Genomic DNA, 15,212 nt, shown 5'->3' on the forward strand with positions numbered 1-15,212 from the left:
CATGGCCACCATTCTCCAAAACCTCCCCGCCGGCCAAAAAGTCGGCATTGCCTTTTCCGGCGGCCTCGACACCAGCGCCGCATTGCACTGGATGAAGCTCAAGGGCGCGATTCCCTATGCCTACACCGCCAATCTCGGCCAGCCCGACGAGCCCGACTACGAAGACATCCCGCGCAAGGCGATGCAGTACGGCGCTGAAAAAGCCCGCCTGATCGACTGCCGCCAGCAACTGGCCGCAGAAGGCCTGGCCGCACTACAGGCCGGCGCCTTTCACATCACCACCGCCGGCGTGACCTACTTCAACACCACACCGCTGGGCCGCGCGGTGACCGGCACCATGCTGGTGGCCGCCATGAAGGAAGACGACGTCAACATCTGGGGCGACGGCAGCACCTACAAGGGCAACGACATCGAGCGCTTTTACCGCTACGGCCTGCTGACCAACCCGTCACTGAAAATCTACAAGCCGTGGCTTGACCAGCTGTTCATCGACGAACTGGGCGGCCGCGCCGAAATGTCCGAATTCATGACGCAAGCCGGTTTTGGCTACAAGATGTCGTCCGAAAAAGCCTATTCGACCGACTCCAACATGCTGGGCGCCACGCACGAGGCCAAAGACCTCGAATTCCTCTCCAGCGGCATGAAGATCGTCAACCCGATCATGGGCGTGGCCTTTTGGAAAGACGACGTCGAGGTCAAGCGCGAAGAAGTCAGCGTTCGCTTTGAAGAAGGCCGCCCGGTCGCGCTGAACGGCGTCGAATACACCGACCTGGTCGAGCTGATCCTCGAAGCCAACCGCATTGGCGGACGCCACGGCCTGGGCATGAGCGACCAGATCGAAAACCGCATCATCGAAGCCAAAAGCCGTGGCATTTACGAAGCACCCGGCCTAGCGTTGCTGTTTATCGCCTACGAGCGCCTGGTGACCGGCATCCACAACGAAGACACCATCGAGCAATACCGCGACAGCGGCCGCCGCTTGGGCCGCCTGCTGTACCAGGGCCGCTGGTTTGATTCACAAGCCATCATGCTGCGCGAGACCGCCCAGCGCTGGGTGGCCAGCGCCATCACCGGCGAAGTGACCCTCGAGCTGCGCCGGGGCAACGACTATTCGATTTTGAACACCGAATCCGCCAACCTGACCTACCAGCCCGAGCGGCTGAGCATGGAAAAAGTCGAAGGCGCCTTCACGCCGCTGGACCGCATCGGCCAGCTGACGATGCGCAACCTGGACATCGTGGACACGCGCGCCAAGCTGGGCATCTATGCCAAGAGCGGCGTGCTGTCGTTGGGTACGGGTGGGGATTTGCTGAACCTGACGGGCAAGGCCGCCGAGTAAAGCTGCGCCGCTGGCCGTTTCAAGCCGCCTTCGGGCGGCTTTTTTCTGCGTATCTGAAGCGACGACCTCCCCTACTCCCGTCCTTGTTTTCGCGTGTTTCAGGAGGTGACATTAGGCACACATCAAGATAGAATTTCAGGATGAAACCATTCCGCTGGAATCACGATAAAAACGCGACGTTGAAAATTGAGCGTGGAATTTCATTTGAGGAAATGGTGCTGGCCATCGAGGCCGATGGCCTGCTTGATGAGTTGGGCCACCCGAACCCTGAAAAGTATCCGAATCAGTCCATTTTTGTCATCGCACTGGATGGCTATGTTTATTTGGTGCCTTATGTGGAAGAACCCGGCTACTACTTTTTGAAGACGGTGATTCCCAGCCGCAAGGGAACCCGTGACTATTTACGCAGGAGCAACCCCGATGAAAAAACCTGACGCATTCGAGCAAGAAATTCTGGCTGCCTACGAGAAGGGCGAGCTCAAGTCCACATCGCCCTCCAAGGACAGGCTGGCCAAATTCAAGGCCGCCGCAAGCGCTACTTTCCTGAAGGAAAAGCGGGTCAACATCCGCATTTCAACGCCGGACTTGATGGACATTCAGGCTCGGGCGCTTGAAGAAGGCATGCCTTACCAGACCCTGATTGCCAGCGTGTTGCACAAATACGTGTCCGGGCGTTTTGTGGAGTCTTCATCCAGCCTGAAATCGCGCTCCAGTGGGACGAAGGAAAAGCGCCGTACGTCCTGACGGGGTTCAACCGCCAAAACCAGTTTCATGCCCTAAATTGATGCCTGACCCAATACACACGGGCGCAAGGAGCTACTGAAAATATAGCGATTTCAGTGCAAGGCGAAACTCAAACCACCACCGGCTCCGGCTCCGGCTCCAGCCGCAGCCCAAAGCGCTCATAGACGCTGGTCTGGATCGCATTGGCCAGCGTCATCACTTCGCCGCCCAGTGCCATGTGGGCGCTGCCGTCGCAGTTGACCTGCATCAGCACCAGCACCCGCTGCTCGCAGAGGCCAGATTTTTCGATGAAATTGCCCGTAGCGCTTATGCTGCGGGCGCGGCCAGCTCTCATTCCAATAGCGCACAAGATGGCTTTCAAGCCATCCTGATTTCATTCAGCAATTCGGGATGGCGGTCAAGCAGCTTGAGGAGCTTGACCAGGGCCAGCGGCGGCTTGGTCTTGCCATTTTCGTAGCGTGAAAAAGCATTCACGCCACCGCCAAAAATTTCGGCGGCCTGGCGCTGATCCAGGTCCAGCTTCTTGCGCACGTTGACGATATAGGCAGGGTCAACATAGGCGGCATTGATCTGGCGCTGAAATATTCCCATCAATTCGCTGTAGCGGTCGCCGTGTTCCCGGGTCAGGACGACTTCGCCGCAGGCAGGGCAAAAGTCGCCGGTGACGGCGGGAATGAGGGTGGTTTCGCCTTTGTAAACGTAGGGCATATCGCGGGTATCGTGGAGCAGTTCGGCCGCTCCGCAGCATGGGCATTTCATGGTCACAGCTCCTTGAAGGAAACAATCAGCACGCCGTCCATGACGGTCAGCTTCAGGTAAACGTCACATCCATTGGCGACCTTGGCGTGATACACGTCTTGCCAGATCAGATGGTCGGCATGGGTGGTCATGCTCTTGTGGAAATGGCTGGACGTCAGCGCCAATACAACGCCACACATACCCGCCAGGTCATGGACACCCAAGGCACGGGCGCCACCAAAGCCTTGACCACGGTCAGCTTGCAATGGGGCGTGAGTTTTTCCATTTGACTATTTTAACCTTGTTGGTTAATTTTCATCCTCAAACCACCACCGGCTCCGGCTCCAGCCGCAGGCCAAAGCGCTCGTACACGCTGGTCTGGATCGCCTTGGCCAGGGTCATGACTTCGCCACCGGTCACAGGGTTGGCGCTGCCGCCCCGGTTGACCAGCACCAGCGCCTGCTTGTCGTAGACACCGGCGTTGCCGATGGACTTGCCCTTCCAGCCGCAGGCGTCGATCAGCCAGCCGGCGGCGAGCTTGACAGAGCCGTCGGCCAGCTGGTAGTGCACGATTTTCGGGTCGCGCTGGATGATGTCCTCGCACTGTTCGGGCGAGACGGTCGGGTTCTTGAAGAAACTGCCGGCATTGCCGATGACTTTCCAGTCGGGCAGCTTGGCGCGGCGAATCTCGCAAACCCACTCATAAATCTGTAGCGCATCAGGCACGTCCACCTTGCGCTGGAGCCTCTTTTTATCGATATCCGCGTAGCCGAGCACCGGTTTCCAGGCTTTGGGCAACAAGAAGCGCACGCGGGTGATCAGTGCCTTGTCCTTCAGGCCCAGGGCTTGCGCGCCCGACGCTTCGCCGGGTTTGCTGGCGTGCTTGAACACTGAATCGCGGTAGCCGAACGCGCATTGCGCGGCGATCAGGGTGAAGGTCTTGCCGGTCGTCAGGTCCACGGCATCGAGCGACTCGAAACGGTCTTGCAATTCGACACCATACGCGCCAATGTTCTGCACCGGTGAGGCACCGACCGTGCCGGGAATCAGCGCCAGGTTTTCCAGGCCGGGGTAACCGTTTTGCAGCGTCCAGGCGACCAGTTCGTGCCAGTCTTCACCGGCGCCCGCCTCGACGATCCAGGCCTTGACGGTCTCTTGGACCAGGCGCTTGCCCATGATCTCGACCTTGAGCACCAGCGGCTTGACATCGCCGGTCAACACGATGTTGCTGCCGCCGCCCAGCACAAATTTGGGCGCTGCCTGCAAGGCCGGGTCTTGCATCACGGCTGCAATGTCCGCTTCGCTCTTGACGCGCACAAGATGAAGCGCCTTGGCATTGATGCCGAAGGTGTTGGAAGACTGGAGGGGAACGTTTTTCTCGACTAACATTCCGGGATTGTCTCACCCATGCGACACCTCTTTTTTTTCAGGAAACCATCACCATGCCTTCATTCGACACAGTTCTTGAAACCGACCTGGTCAAGGTCAAAAATGCGGTGGAAAACACCGCCAAGGAAATCGGCACCCGGTTTGACTTCAAGGGTACGGCTGCCTCGGTCGAACTGAAGGAAAAAGACAAGGAAATCATCCTGATCGGCGATGGCGATTTCCAGATCGAACAGATCCACGACATCTTGCGCAACAAGCTGACCAAGTCCGGCGTAGATGTGCGTTTCCTGGACATCGGCAAGGTCGAAAAAATCGGCGGCGACAAGGTCAAGCAGGTCACCAAGGTGCGCGACGGCATCGAGACCGAGGAGGCCAAGAAAATCCAGCAGCTCATCAAGGGCAACAAGATGAAGGTGCAGGCGGCTATCCAGGAAGGAAAAGTCCGGGTGACGGGCGCCAAGCGCGACGACCTGCAGGCCGCCATGGCCTTGATTCGCGCCGAGATCAAGGATTTGCCGCTGAGTTTTGACAACTTCAGAGATTGATGGCCCCCACGGTCGCCCACTTCGTGTGGCTTCCTGCCCCCCGAGGGGGCCGCTGCGCCTGCGGCCCGGCGAAGCCGGTTCCGCGGCCCCTACCTGCATTGAACTCCGTGAGCTTTTTCGCCGCCTTGATGCTGACGATACTGACATGGCTTCCGTCTGGCGCGCAGGCTGAAAGCGTCGCGCTGGCCGGCATGATGGGTGGCAAGGCGCTGCTTGTGGTCAATGGCACGGCGCCCAAGACCGTTGCGGCGGGTGAAACGCACCAGGGCGTGAAAGTTGTCTCAACTTCGGGGGACGAAGCCATCATCGAACAGTCGGGCAAGCGCCAGACGCTGCGGGTGGGTCAGGCGCCGGTCAGCCTGGGCGGCGCCAGCGGACGTGGCAGCCGCATTGTCCTGACGGAAAGCAGCGGCGGCCACTTCATGACCGCCGGCCAGATCAACGGCCGCGCCGTGCAGTTCATGGTCGATACCGGCGCCACCAGCATTGCCATGGGCGTGCCAGATGCCGAACGCGCCGGGATCCATTACAAAAATGGCATGCCGGTGCAGATGACCACCGCCAACGGCATGGCCCCGGGCTTTCGCATCAAGCTCAATTCGGTGCGCGTCGGCGATGTCGAGGTGTATGACGTGGACGCGGTGGTGATACCGCAGTCCATGCCGTTCGTATTGCTGGGCAACAGCTTTTTGTCGCGCTTTCAGATGAAACGCGACAACACGCTGATGACGCTGGAAAAGCGCTACTGACGCGGTTTTTTTCCGGGCTGCCTGGAAGCCCCGAGTTTCGATTCGGTCCCCTTGAGCAGCTTGCTGATGTTCTCGCGGTGGCGGTAGACCAGCAGCGCGGCAATCGCCACCAGCGCCAGCACGATGCTTTTATCGACATTCCACGCCGCCCGGTCCCCCAGCAGGTAGAAAAACGGTGCAAATACGGCAGCGGCAATGGACGCCAGCGACACATAGCGCGAGAAAAACACCATGATCCCGAAGGTGGCCAGCGTGGCAACACCCAGCACCCAGTTGATGCCCAGCAGCACGCCGGCCGCCGTGGCCACGCCCTTGCCGCCCTTGAACTGGAAGAACACCGGGTACAAATGGCCGATGAAAGCGGCCAGCGCCACCGCCGCCACGGTGCCGTCGCCCATGCCGTAGTCGGCCCCGAACCACTTGACCAGCACCACCGGCAGCCAGCCCTTGAGGCCGTCGAGCAGCAGCGTGGCAATGGCCGCCGCCTTGTTGCCAGAGCGCAGCACATTGGTTGCGCCGGGGTTCTTGCTGCCGTAGCTGCGCGGGTCACTCAAGCCGGACAGGCGGCTGACGATGACGGCAAACGACAGCGAGCCGATCAGATAGGCCAGCAGCGTGGCACCAATAAAGTAGGCGTAGTTCAAGGTCAGGTCTCCTTGTTGTTGTTTTATTCAGCCAGTGCGCACTGCACCGGATTGGCGCCCAGCAGCGTAACGCAAACCTGCGGGTCGAGGCGCACCAGGTAACCGCGCCGCCCGCCATTGATGGCGATCTCGGGCAACGCCAGGATGCTTTCCTCGATGTACACCGGCATGGTTTTGCGCGTGCCGAAAGGCGAGGTACCACCGACCAGGTAGCCGCTGTGGCGGTTGGCGACTTCGGGCTTGCACGGCTCGACCGACTTGGCACCGATCTGGCGCGCCAGGCTCTTGGTCGAGACCTTGCGATTGCCGTGCATCAGCACCAGCAGCGGTTTGGCGTCCTGGTCCTGCATCACCAGCGTCTTGACGACGGTGAACGGATCGAAGCCCAGCACCTGCGCACTGTGCTGCGCGCCGCCGTGCGCCAGGTATTCGTAGGGGTGTTCGGTAAAAGCCACCAGGTGCGCCCTGAGCAATTGCGTGGCGGGTGTCTCGGACACGTGGTCTTTTTTAGCCATGATTTTGATGAAAAACAGTCAGGACAGACACGACTTTTACAGCGCCGGGTCGCGGGCGTCCCAGCGAATCCGGTCGATTTCCGCCAGCACCTCGGTGCTCAGCGTCGTGCTCCAGACATCCAGGTCTTCGTCAAGCTGCGCCACCGAGGTCACGCCGATGATGGTGCTGGCAACCTGCCACTTGGTGTAGCAAAACGCCAGCGCCATCTTTGCTGGCGTCAGGCCGTTGTCGCGGGCCAGCTGGTTGTAGCGGCGGGCGGCCGCCAGCGATTCGGGGCGACCCCAGCGCTGCTTGCGCACCGATGCATACCGGGCGATGCGGGCGTTTTGCGGCGCATTGGCGCCCTCGGTTCCGGATGCGTCGTACTTGCCGGTCAACAGGCCGAAACCCAGTGGCGAATACGCCAGCAGTGACACACCCAGGCGGTGCATGGTTTCGTCCAGGCCGTTTTCCACGGTGCGGTTGACCAGGCAGTACGGGTTTTGCACCGTGGCCACGCGCGGCAGGCCATGCTGCTCGGCCAGGCGGACAAACTCGTGCACGCCGTAAGGCGTTTCGTTCGACAGGCCGATGTGCCGCACCTTGCCCTGGCTGACCAGCCGGCCCAGCGCTTCGAGCTGCTCATGCAGGGAGGTCGCACTGCGTTCCAGGGCCGGCTGGTAAGCAAGAACGCCTAGACCCGGCACCTGGCGCTCGGGCCAGTGGATCTGGTAGAGGTCGATCACGTCGGTCTGCAGGCGCGTCAAGCTGGCATGGCAGGATGCGGTGATGTCATGGGCCGTCATGCCTTTGCCTTCGCGAATCCAGGGCATGCTGCGCGACGGTCCGGCGACCTTGGTGGCCAGCACCAGTTGCCGGCGTGCACCGGGATTGCGGGCCAGCCAGTTGCCGATGATGGTTTCTGTCGCGCCAAAGGTTTCGGCGCGCGCCGGCACCGAATACATTTCAGCGGTGTCCAGAAAATTGATGCCGCGCGCCAGAGAGCGGTCCAGGATGGCGTGGGACGCCGCTTCATCGACCTGCTCGCCAAACGTCATGGTGCCCAGGCAGACCGGGGTGACCTGCAGGTCGCTTGCGCCGAGTTGGACTTTGTTCATGAAATGAAAGGGTTGGAGTGAACGGTCTGAAAAAGAAACCAGCCTTTGCGGCAATGGCTGAAAAGCGCTAGTTTAAGGGCAGTAAAAGTGCCTTCATCGCACCCTTGTCTGGGTATTTGTCTGACACTTTGACACAATTGCAACGTTTAGCATCGGTCCACTGGCGCTCTAATGCGCAGTTCGAATCAAGCAACATTCATATTTTGAGGATCCTCCCATGAGAAAAGCATTCACCACCACCGTCACCTGTGCAGCACTGTCCCTGGCCGTCCTGTCGGGTTGCGCGAACATGAGCGAAACCCAGCGCGGCACAGCACAGGGCGCGGGCATCGGCGCCGGTCTGGGCGCTTTGCTGGGCGCCGCCACGGGCGGCTCCAAGGGTGCGGCGCAGGGCGCGGTGCTGGGCGGCGCGGTGGGCGCGGGCGGCGGCTACATCTGGTCCAAGAAAATGCAGGACCAGAAAGTCGCCATGGAACGCGCCACGGTCGGCACCGGTGTGGGCGTGAGCCAGACGCAGGACAACCGCCTGAAGCTGGACATTCCGAGCGACGTGTCGTTTGACGTGGGCCGCTCGGCCATCAAGTCGAACTTTGCGCCGGTGCTGACGAATTTCGCCACCAGCCTGAACCAGAACCCGATCACCACCGTGTCCATCATCGGCCACACCGACAGCACCGGCTCGGATGCCATCAACAACCCGCTGTCGTTTGACCGCGCCAATGCCGCCCGCGACTACCTGGTCGGCCGTGGCGTGGCCGCGCAGCGCATTGCCACCGACGGCCGTGGTTCGCGTGAAGCGATTGCCGACAACGGCAGTGAACAGGGCCGCGCCAAGAACCGCCGCGTCGAGATCTACGTGGCCGAACCGGCTCAGCGTTGATTCCCGCCTGACGGGTTGAACTAATAAAAAGCGCCCGAGGGCGCTTTTTTCATGTCCGGCAACGACGCAGGCAGGCCGGTCAAGCCTGCTTGAAGCGCGCTTCCTCCTGCAGCCGTAGCACCCGGCGCTGCACCTTGCCGGTGGTGGTCATGGGCAGCGCGTCGATGAATTCGATTTCCTTGGGGTATTCATAGGGCGCCAGCAAATTTTTGACGTGGGCCTGCAATTCCGCCACCAATTTTTGGTCAAATTCGGCTTTTCCGCTTGCTGCACCAGCACGGGCAGCTATTGAATCAGGAGCAAGCACGACGTAGGCCTTGACCACCGCACCGCGCTCGCTGTCGGGCTTGGGCACCACGGCGGCGTTGGCCACGGCCGGATGCTTGACCAGGCAGTTCTCGATCTCGCCGGGGCCGATGCGGTAGCCGGCGGCCTTGAACAAATCGTCGGCCCGGCCTTCGTACCAAAGGTAGCCGTCTGCGTCAACCCGCGCCAGGTCGCCGGTGCGGCACCAGTCGCCGGTGAACTTGGCGCGCGTGGCGGCTTCGTTCTTCCAGTAACCCAGAAAAAAGATCGGGTCCGCATCGCCGTGGATGTCAAAGCGGTTGACCGCCACGTCGCCCGGCACGCCGACCGGGCATTCATGGCCGTCGTCGTCGATCACCTTGACCTGATGGCCCGGATAGGCCTTGCCCATGCTGCCCGGCCGGGCCGGCCAGCCGGCGCGCGCGCCCAGCGCCGACAGCACAGGAAACAGGTCCGCCGACCGGCCGCCCTGAAGCGGCACGAAGCCCCGGGACGGCAGCGCGGCCAGCGAAGCGGCCGCGTCATGGCAGTTGCCGACCACGTAATTGATTTCGGTCTGGCCGAACATCTCGTTGACCGTCACGCCGAGCTGCTCGCGGCAGTAGTCAAAGACCGCGTCACCCACCGCCTCGCCGGCGCTCATCAGGCCCTGCAGGTGCAGCGTGAACTGCTCGCGCGGGCGCGCAAAAGCCTTCATCATGGCCTTGAGCGCAGTCGGGAACAAAAAGGTGTGCGTCACGCCGTGTTCGGCCATCAGGCTGAAGGCGAGTTCAGGGCTGAAGCGGCCGTTGAACGCCACAATCGGCCGGCCGAAATACAGCGTTGGCAGCAGCGCATCCATCAGCCCGCCGGTCCAGGCCCAGTCGGCCGGGCTCCAGAACACGGCGCTGGAGGATTGATTGCCGATGCCGTCAAAGCCGAACCCGTTCTGGCTGCAGACGAAGCCGGGCAGGTTGCCGATCAGCGCGCGGTGCGCCAGCAGCGCGCCCTTGGGCGGGCCGGTCGTGCCGCTGGTGTAGATCAGGATCGCGGCATCGTCGGCGCAGGTGCGGGCGGCGGTAAATTCGCCCTGCTGCGCCTGCAAACTTGCCGTGTAGTCCACGTCGCCCTGCCCTACTGCGCCACCTGCGGCCATCAACGTGCGCAGCGCCGGGCATTCGGCCTTGATGGCGTTCACGCTGCCAATCGAGCTTTCATCGCAGATCGCCAGCACCGCCGCGCTGTCCTGCAACCGGAAGGCCAGCGCTTCAGGCCCGAACAGCATCGACAGCGGCATGGCGACGGCGCCCATCTGCAGCACTGCCATGTAGGCCACGGCTGTCTCGAAGCGCTGCGGCATCACGATGGCCACCCGGTCGCCGCGCTGCACGCCCAGCGCGAACAGGCCGTGACTGAGCGCATCGGCCGCCTGTTTTAGCTCGTAATAAGTATGAAAAACAGCTTTTCCGCTTGTCTGGTGGGCGCGAATAGCTATTCTTTCAGTAGCATCCGGCTGCGCGTTCTCGGGCCTGGCCCAGCGGCTGCAGCAGACCTCGGCGATGTTGAAGAATTCATTAACGGGCCAGCGAAAGCCGCTGTGCAGCTGCGCATAGTGGTCGGGCGGGTCCTGCGCCGGACGGTGGCCGGGCTTGTCGCTGTCTTGACTGCTTCTCAAAGCGTGTCTCCTTATGATGTGCGTCCAATGTACAAAGAAAACCGACTATTTCGCAGCGAGTTTGTCCCTATGCGCGGACTCGACCACCATGTGCTGACCTGGAGCAGCGGGCAAGCCCCGGCGCTACCGCCGCTGTTTTTAGTGCATGGCTGGATGGATGTGGCGGCGTCCTACCAGTTCATGGTCGATGCCTTTACCGACGCCTTTGCTGCCGGCCGCACCATCATCGCGCCCGACTGGCGCGGCTTCGGCCTGACCGGCCTGTCGCCCTCGGGCTGGCAGGCCGACAGCTACTGGTTTGCCGACTACCTGGCCGACCTGGACCATTTGCTCGACCATTACGCGCCCGGCCAGGCGGTGGACCTGGTGGGCCACAGCATGGGCGGCAACGTGGCGATGCTGTATGCCGGCGTGCGGCCGGAGCGTATTCGCCGGCTGGTCAACCTGGAAGGATTCGGCCTGCCAGCCAGCCGCCCCAGCCAGGCGGCCGGACGGCTGGCGCAATGGATGGACGGAGTGAAAAGCGTGCAGCGCGGCGAGCTGGCGCTGAAAAGCTATGACGATGTCGGCGGCGTCGCGCAGCGCCTGATGAAGACCAATCCCCGGCTGACGCCCGACAAGGCGCTCTGGCTCGCCAGCCACTGGGCGCGGCCGGATGCGTCGGGCCAGTGGCGGATTCTGGGCAATCCGGCGCACAAGGTGCCCAGCGCGCAGCTCTACCGGGTCGATGAAGCGCAGGAGATCTACCAGCGCATCAGCGCGCCCGTGCTGGCGGTCGAGGCATCAAGTGACTCGATGGCGCAGTGGTGGAAAGGCAAGTATTCGCTGGACGAATACCATGAGCGGCTCAAGTACGTGCCCGACGCACGGGTGGCCGTGGTCGAGGACGCCGGCCACATGCTCCACCACGACCAGCCCGAGGCGCTGGCCCGGCTGATCGAAGCCTTCCTGGCCTGAGGCCAGGCAGGTTGATCGCCCGGCGGCATTATGCTACCAAACTGATAGCTATCAATGCCCGCCAGTCGTGCGCAAAATGCCTTTTTTGATGCAAAAATTCCGTTTCATCCTGAAACGGCCGCGCCGTAGGGCAAACTTGACGCTTTTTTCCCTCCGTCGCGCAAAGCCCTCTCCATGAACGATTCGCAACCCGTCAGCCAGGACAGCTTTCGCCGCATCCTGTCGCGCAACATCAGCTTTCCGCTGGGGCTGGGCGCCCTGAGCGCGGTGCTTTTCCTGGCCTTGATCGTCTACCTCCTGTCCGTCCTGAACTGGGTGGAACACTCCGAGCGCGTCATTGGCAATGCCAACCAGGTGGCCCGGCTGAACTCGGAAATGGAGTCGGGCATGCGCGGCTATCTGGTAACCGGCGATGAATCCTTCCTGGAACCCTACGAAATGGCCTTGTCCCGTTTTAACAGCGAGGTCGCGACCCTGTCCGCCATGGTCAGCGACAACCCGGTCCAGGTGACCCGGCTCCAGCGGATCACCGGCCTGCATCAGCAATGGAACGAGTTTGCCAAGGAGTCGATTGCACTGCGCCGCGGCAACCTGGACTATGTCGCCCTGGCACGCACAAGCCGTGGCAAGCGCCTGAAAGACGAGATTCGGCAGGAACTGGCGGGCTTCATCACGATGGAGCAACGGCTGCTGCTGGAGCGCAATGGAGAAGCGCGCAGCACCACGTTCTGGAGCGTGCTGGCTTATCTGCTGTTCACGCTGGGCGTCAGCGGACTGCTGGCGTTTCGGGGACGGCGCGAACTGCTGGGCCTGTCGGTCAATTACAACGAAGTGCTCACGCAGCAGGCCGGCCATGCCGCCTTGCTGCAGCAGCAGGCCTGGCTGCGCAGCGGCCAGACGCGGCTGGCCGAGCAGATGCTGGGCCAGCCGGACATGGCGCGGCTGGGGCACAGCGCGCTGGAATTCCTGGCGCACTACCTCGATGCTCCGGTGGCGGCGCTTTACACCCGGGACAGCGATGGCGTGCTCAGGCGCGTGGCCGCCCACGGCTTCACCCCGGCAAGCGAGGCCATCGAGCAAACCTTCTACAGCACCCAGGGCCTGGTGGGCCAGGCGGCGCTGGAAAACCGCATTGTTCGGATCGACGACGTGCCGCCCGACTACCTCAAGGTGACATCGGGACTCGGACAGGCCGCGCCGCGCCATGTGCTGGTGGTGCCGCTGCACCACGATGCGCAGGTGACCGGCGTGGTCGAGATGGCATTTTTCCGCGGTCTGCAACCGCGCGACATGGAACTGGTTGAGTTGGTGGCGCACACCATTGGCACCGCGCTGCATGGCGCGGTGTACCGCCAGCGCCTGCAGGATGCGCTGGGCGAAACGCAGCAGCTCAATGAAGAGCTGCAGGTCCAGCAGGAAGAACTTCGCACGGCCAATGAAGAGTTGCAGGAGCAGTCGCAGATCCTGCAGCAGTCGCAGGCGACGCTGGAAAACCAGCAGGCCGAACTGGAGCAGACCAACGAGCAGCTGGCCGAGCAGGCCATGTCGCTGGACCACAACAATGCGGCCCTGCGCAAGGCGCAGGCCGACCTGGAAGCACGCGCCGAGGAACTGACGCGCGCCAGCCGCTACAAGTCCGAGTTCCTGGCCAACATGTCGCACGAGTTGCGCACGCCGCTGAACAGCTCGCTGATCCTGGCACGGCTGCTGTCCGAGAATCCGAAAGGCAACCTGACCGACGAGCAGGTGCGGTTTGCCCGGGCTATCCATTCGGCCGGCAATGACCTGCTGAACCTGATCAATGACATCCTGGACATCTCCAAGGTTGAAGCCGGCAAGCTCGAACTGGTGCCGGAACAGGTCACGCTGGCCGCCTTGGTCGATGCGCTCAAGACCAGCTTCGAGCCGCTCGCCCGGCAGAAAAAGCTGACCTTTGAAGTGCAGATTGCGCCGGGCACGCCGGCTGCCCTGCTGACCGACCGCCAGCGGGTCGAACAGATTTTGAAGAACCTGCTGTCGAATGCGCTCAAGTTCACCGAAACCGGCGCTGTCCGCCTGCAGGTGGTGCCCGAAGCCGCCGGCGGCATTTCGCTGGCGGTGCAGGATTCGGGCATTGGCATTGGCCAGGAACAGCAGGACATCATTTTCGAGGCCTTCCGACAGGCCGACGGCACCACCAGCCGGCGCTACGGCGGCACCGGGCTGGGGCTGTCGATCTCACGCGACCTGAGCCTGCTGCTGGGCGGCTCGATCTCCGTGCAAAGCGTTCCCGGCCAGGGCAGCACCTTCACCCTGCACCTGCCTGCCGCCCTGCCCGCGCCGCCCGACAATTTGCCCGACAAGCCGCCAGCCGCCGCGCAGCCTGCGGTTCAGCCCGCTCAGCAAGCGACGGTCCAGCCAACACCGCCAGCCCCATCGCAGCCTGCGCTGCCGGTTTTTGCCGATGACCGCTTCATGAAGGGCCAGGGCCGGGTGGTGCTGGTGATCGAGGACGACGCGGTCTTTGCCCGCATCCTCTACGACCTGGCGCACGAGCTGGGCTTCAACTGCCTGGTGGCGCACAGCGGCGAAGACGGATTCATGCTGGCCGTGCAGTTCATGCCCGATGCGGTGCTGCTCGACATGGGACTGCCGGACCGCTCGGGCCTGTCGGTGCTGCAGCGCTTCAAGGAAACGCCCCGGACTCGCCATATTCCTGTGCATGTGGTGTCCGGCCAGGACCATCGGGAAGCCGCCTTGCTGCTGGGTGCCGTGGGCTATGCCGTCAAGCCGTCGAGCCGCGAACAGCTGAAGGAGGTGTTCACCACCCTGGAGCACAAGCTGACGCAAAAGCTCAAGCGCGTGCTGCTGGTGGAAGACGATGAACTGCAGCGTGAAAGCGTGATGCGGCTGATTGCCGACGACGAGGTCAACATCACCGCCGTGCGGACCGGCGCCGAAGCGCTGGCGCTGCTGGCCAGCACGATCTTCGACTGCATGATCGTGGACTTGAAGCTGCCCGACATGCAGGGCAATGAACTGCTCAGGCGCATGTCGGCGGGCGACATCTGCTCGTTCCCGCCGGTGATCGTGTACACCGGCCGCAGCCTGAGCCGCGCCGAAGAGGCCGATCTGCTGAAATACTCGCGCTCCATCATCATCAAGGGCGCGCATTCCCCCGAGCGCCTGCTCGATGAAGTCACGCTGTTCCTGCACAAGGTGGAGTCCAGCCTGTCGGCCGAACAGCAGCAACTGCTGAAAACCGCCCGCAGCCGCGACGAGGTGTTCGAGGGCCGGAAAATCCTGCTGGTCGATGACGATGTGCGCAACATTTTTTCGCTGACCAGCGCGCTGGAGCAAAAGGGCTTCCTGGTGGAGGTTGGCCGCAACGGCTTTGAGGCGCTGGAGCGGCTCGACGAGGTGCCGGGCATCGAGCTGGTCCTGATGGACATCATGATGCCTGGCATGGACGGGCTTGAAGCCATGCGCCGCATCCGCCAGAATCCACGTTTGCAAAAACTTCCCATCATCGCGGTGACGGCCAAAGCCATGAAGGACGACCAGGAACAATGCCTCGCGGCCGGCGCCAACGATTACCTGGCCAAGCCGATTGACCTGGACCGGTTGTTCTCCCTGCTCAGGGTGTGGATGCCCGTGGCCGGGCGGATTTGAGCC

General features: G+C 62.4%; 14 protein-coding genes and 2 pseudogenes. 8 read left to right on the top strand and 8 right to left on the bottom strand.

Annotated features, from left to right (window positions below):
* Position 1: 1 nt before the first annotated feature.
* The 3 genes from argG to GZ092_RS17880 all read left to right on the top strand — a co-directional run bounded on the left by argG (position 2) and on the right by GZ092_RS17880 (position 2,083).
* Positions 2–1,339 (top strand): argininosuccinate synthase, encoded by a 1,338-nt coding sequence (gene argG / locus GZ092_RS17870; RefSeq protein WP_293638368.1) that lies wholly within the window; start codon positions 2–4, stop codon positions 1,337–1,339.
* A 140-nt stretch (positions 1,340–1,479) separates the two neighbouring features.
* Entirely contained in the window at positions 1,480–1,773 is a 294-nt protein-coding gene (locus GZ092_RS17875; protein WP_293638369.1) for a hypothetical protein, read from the top strand.
* Positions 1,760–2,083 carry a hypothetical protein gene (locus GZ092_RS17880; RefSeq protein ID WP_293638370.1) on the top strand — a complete coding sequence of 108 codons (324 nt, stop codon included), beginning with the start codon at positions 1,760–1,762 and terminating at the stop codon, positions 2,081–2,083. Before GZ092_RS17875 ends, GZ092_RS17880 begins: the two co-directional genes overlap by 14 nt.
* 109 nt (positions 2,084–2,192) lie before the next feature.
* Here the strand turns inward: GZ092_RS17880 and GZ092_RS17885 are convergent.
* The 4 genes and pseudogenes from GZ092_RS17885 to murB all read right to left on the bottom strand — a co-directional run.
* Positions 2,193–2,372: pseudogene (locus GZ092_RS17885) on the bottom strand (UDP-N-acetylenolpyruvoylglucosamine reductase); the annotation flags it as partial.
* A 68-nt stretch (positions 2,373–2,440) separates the two neighbouring features.
* On the bottom strand, positions 2,441–2,842 hold the full coding sequence (locus tag GZ092_RS17890) for a type II toxin-antitoxin system MqsA family antitoxin (protein WP_293638371.1): 402 nt from the start codon (positions 2,840–2,842) through the stop codon (positions 2,441–2,443).
* Between the two features lie 2 nt (positions 2,843–2,844).
* Positions 2,845–3,107, bottom strand: a pseudogene (locus tag GZ092_RS17895) (type II toxin-antitoxin system MqsR family toxin).
* Positions 3,108–3,142: 35 nt separating this feature from the next.
* The gene (murB, locus tag GZ092_RS17900) at positions 3,143–4,210 is read right to left on the bottom strand and encodes a UDP-N-acetylmuramate dehydrogenase (protein WP_293638372.1); all 1,068 of its coding nucleotides are present in this window, start codon (positions 4,208–4,210) and stop codon (positions 3,143–3,145) included.
* Between the two features lie 53 nt (positions 4,211–4,263).
* Between murB and GZ092_RS17905 the strand changes: the two genes are divergently transcribed.
* Positions 4,264–4,755 carry a YajQ family cyclic di-GMP-binding protein gene (locus GZ092_RS17905; protein ID WP_196868940.1) on the top strand — a complete coding sequence of 164 codons (492 nt, stop codon included), beginning with the start codon at positions 4,264–4,266 and terminating at the stop codon, positions 4,753–4,755.
* Positions 4,756–4,883: 128 nt separating this feature from the next.
* Positions 4,884–5,504, top strand: coding sequence for a TIGR02281 family clan AA aspartic protease (locus GZ092_RS17910; RefSeq protein ID WP_293638413.1), 621 nt, complete (start codon positions 4,884–4,886; stop codon positions 5,502–5,504).
* On the opposite strand, the gene plsY is transcribed toward GZ092_RS17910, so the two are convergent.
* The 3 genes from plsY to GZ092_RS17925 are packed head-to-tail and all read right to left on the bottom strand — an operon-like array spanning position 5,498 to position 7,761.
* A complete protein-coding gene (gene plsY, locus GZ092_RS17915; RefSeq protein ID WP_293638373.1) occupies positions 5,498–6,148 on the bottom strand; it encodes a glycerol-3-phosphate 1-O-acyltransferase PlsY in 651 nt (216 codons plus the stop codon). The genes GZ092_RS17910 and plsY overlap by 7 nt on opposite strands.
* A 23-nt stretch (positions 6,149–6,171) precedes the next feature.
* Positions 6,172–6,663, bottom strand: coding sequence for an aminoacyl-tRNA deacylase (locus GZ092_RS17920; protein WP_293638374.1), 492 nt, complete (start codon positions 6,661–6,663; stop codon positions 6,172–6,174).
* A gap of 36 nt (positions 6,664–6,699) precedes the next feature.
* Entirely contained in the window at positions 6,700–7,761 is a 1,062-nt protein-coding gene (locus GZ092_RS17925) for an aldo/keto reductase (RefSeq protein WP_293638375.1), read from the bottom strand.
* A 217-nt stretch (positions 7,762–7,978) separates the two neighbouring features.
* On the opposite strand from GZ092_RS17925, the gene GZ092_RS17930 reads away from it, so the two are divergent.
* On the top strand, positions 7,979–8,641 hold the full coding sequence (locus GZ092_RS17930; protein WP_293638376.1) for an OmpA family protein: 663 nt from the start codon (positions 7,979–7,981) through the stop codon (positions 8,639–8,641).
* Between the two features lie 79 nt (positions 8,642–8,720).
* Here the strand turns inward: GZ092_RS17930 and GZ092_RS17935 are convergent, their stop codons facing one another.
* A complete protein-coding gene (locus tag GZ092_RS17935; RefSeq protein ID WP_293638377.1) occupies positions 8,721–10,601 on the bottom strand; it encodes an AMP-binding protein in 1,881 nt (626 codons plus the stop codon).
* A 27-nt stretch (positions 10,602–10,628) separates the two neighbouring features.
* Between GZ092_RS17935 and GZ092_RS17940 the strand changes: the two genes are divergently transcribed.
* Both GZ092_RS17940 and GZ092_RS17945 read left to right on the top strand, forming a co-directional pair.
* Entirely contained in the window at positions 10,629–11,558 is a 930-nt protein-coding gene (locus GZ092_RS17940) for an alpha/beta hydrolase (RefSeq protein WP_293638378.1), read from the top strand.
* A gap of 174 nt (positions 11,559–11,732) precedes the next feature.
* Entirely contained in the window at positions 11,733–15,209 is a 3,477-nt protein-coding gene (locus tag GZ092_RS17945; RefSeq protein WP_293638379.1) for a response regulator, read from the top strand.
* The last annotated feature ends 3 nt before the right edge of the window (positions 15,210–15,212 follow it).

It is taken from the genome of Polaromonas sp., assembly GCF_010365105.1.
GTDB lineage: Bacteria > Pseudomonadota > Gammaproteobacteria > Burkholderiales > Burkholderiaceae_C > Polaromonas.

Bases quoted from the DNA above. Each gene is read 5' to 3' on its own strand.
- argG (WP_293638368.1), top strand. From the start codon at position 2: ATGGCCACCATTCTCCAAAACCTCCCCGCCGGCCAAAAAGTCGGCATT.
- GZ092_RS17875 (WP_293638369.1), top strand. From the start codon at position 1,480: ATGAAACCATTCCGCTGGAATCACGATAAAAACGCGACGTTGAAAATT.
- GZ092_RS17880 (WP_293638370.1), top strand. From the start codon at position 1,760: ATGAAAAAACCTGACGCATTCGAGCAAGAAATTCTGGCTGCCTACGAG.
- GZ092_RS17890 (WP_293638371.1), bottom strand. From the start codon at position 2,842: ATGAAATGCCCATGCTGCGGAGCGGCCGAACTGCTCCACGATACCCGC.
- murB (WP_293638372.1), bottom strand. From the start codon at position 4,210: ATGTTAGTCGAGAAAAACGTTCCCCTCCAGTCTTCCAACACCTTCGGC.
- GZ092_RS17905 (WP_196868940.1), top strand. From the start codon at position 4,264: ATGCCTTCATTCGACACAGTTCTTGAAACCGACCTGGTCAAGGTCAAA.
- GZ092_RS17910 (WP_293638413.1), top strand. From the start codon at position 4,884: ATGCTGACGATACTGACATGGCTTCCGTCTGGCGCGCAGGCTGAAAGC.
- GZ092_RS17920 (WP_293638374.1), bottom strand. From the start codon at position 6,663: ATGGCTAAAAAAGACCACGTGTCCGAGACACCCGCCACGCAATTGCTC.
- GZ092_RS17925 (WP_293638375.1), bottom strand. From the start codon at position 7,761: ATGAACAAAGTCCAACTCGGCGCAAGCGACCTGCAGGTCACCCCGGTC.
- GZ092_RS17930 (WP_293638376.1), top strand. From the start codon at position 7,979: ATGAGAAAAGCATTCACCACCACCGTCACCTGTGCAGCACTGTCCCTG.
- GZ092_RS17940 (WP_293638378.1), top strand. From the start codon at position 10,629: ATGTACAAAGAAAACCGACTATTTCGCAGCGAGTTTGTCCCTATGCGC.
- GZ092_RS17945 (WP_293638379.1), top strand. From the start codon at position 11,733: ATGAACGATTCGCAACCCGTCAGCCAGGACAGCTTTCGCCGCATCCTG.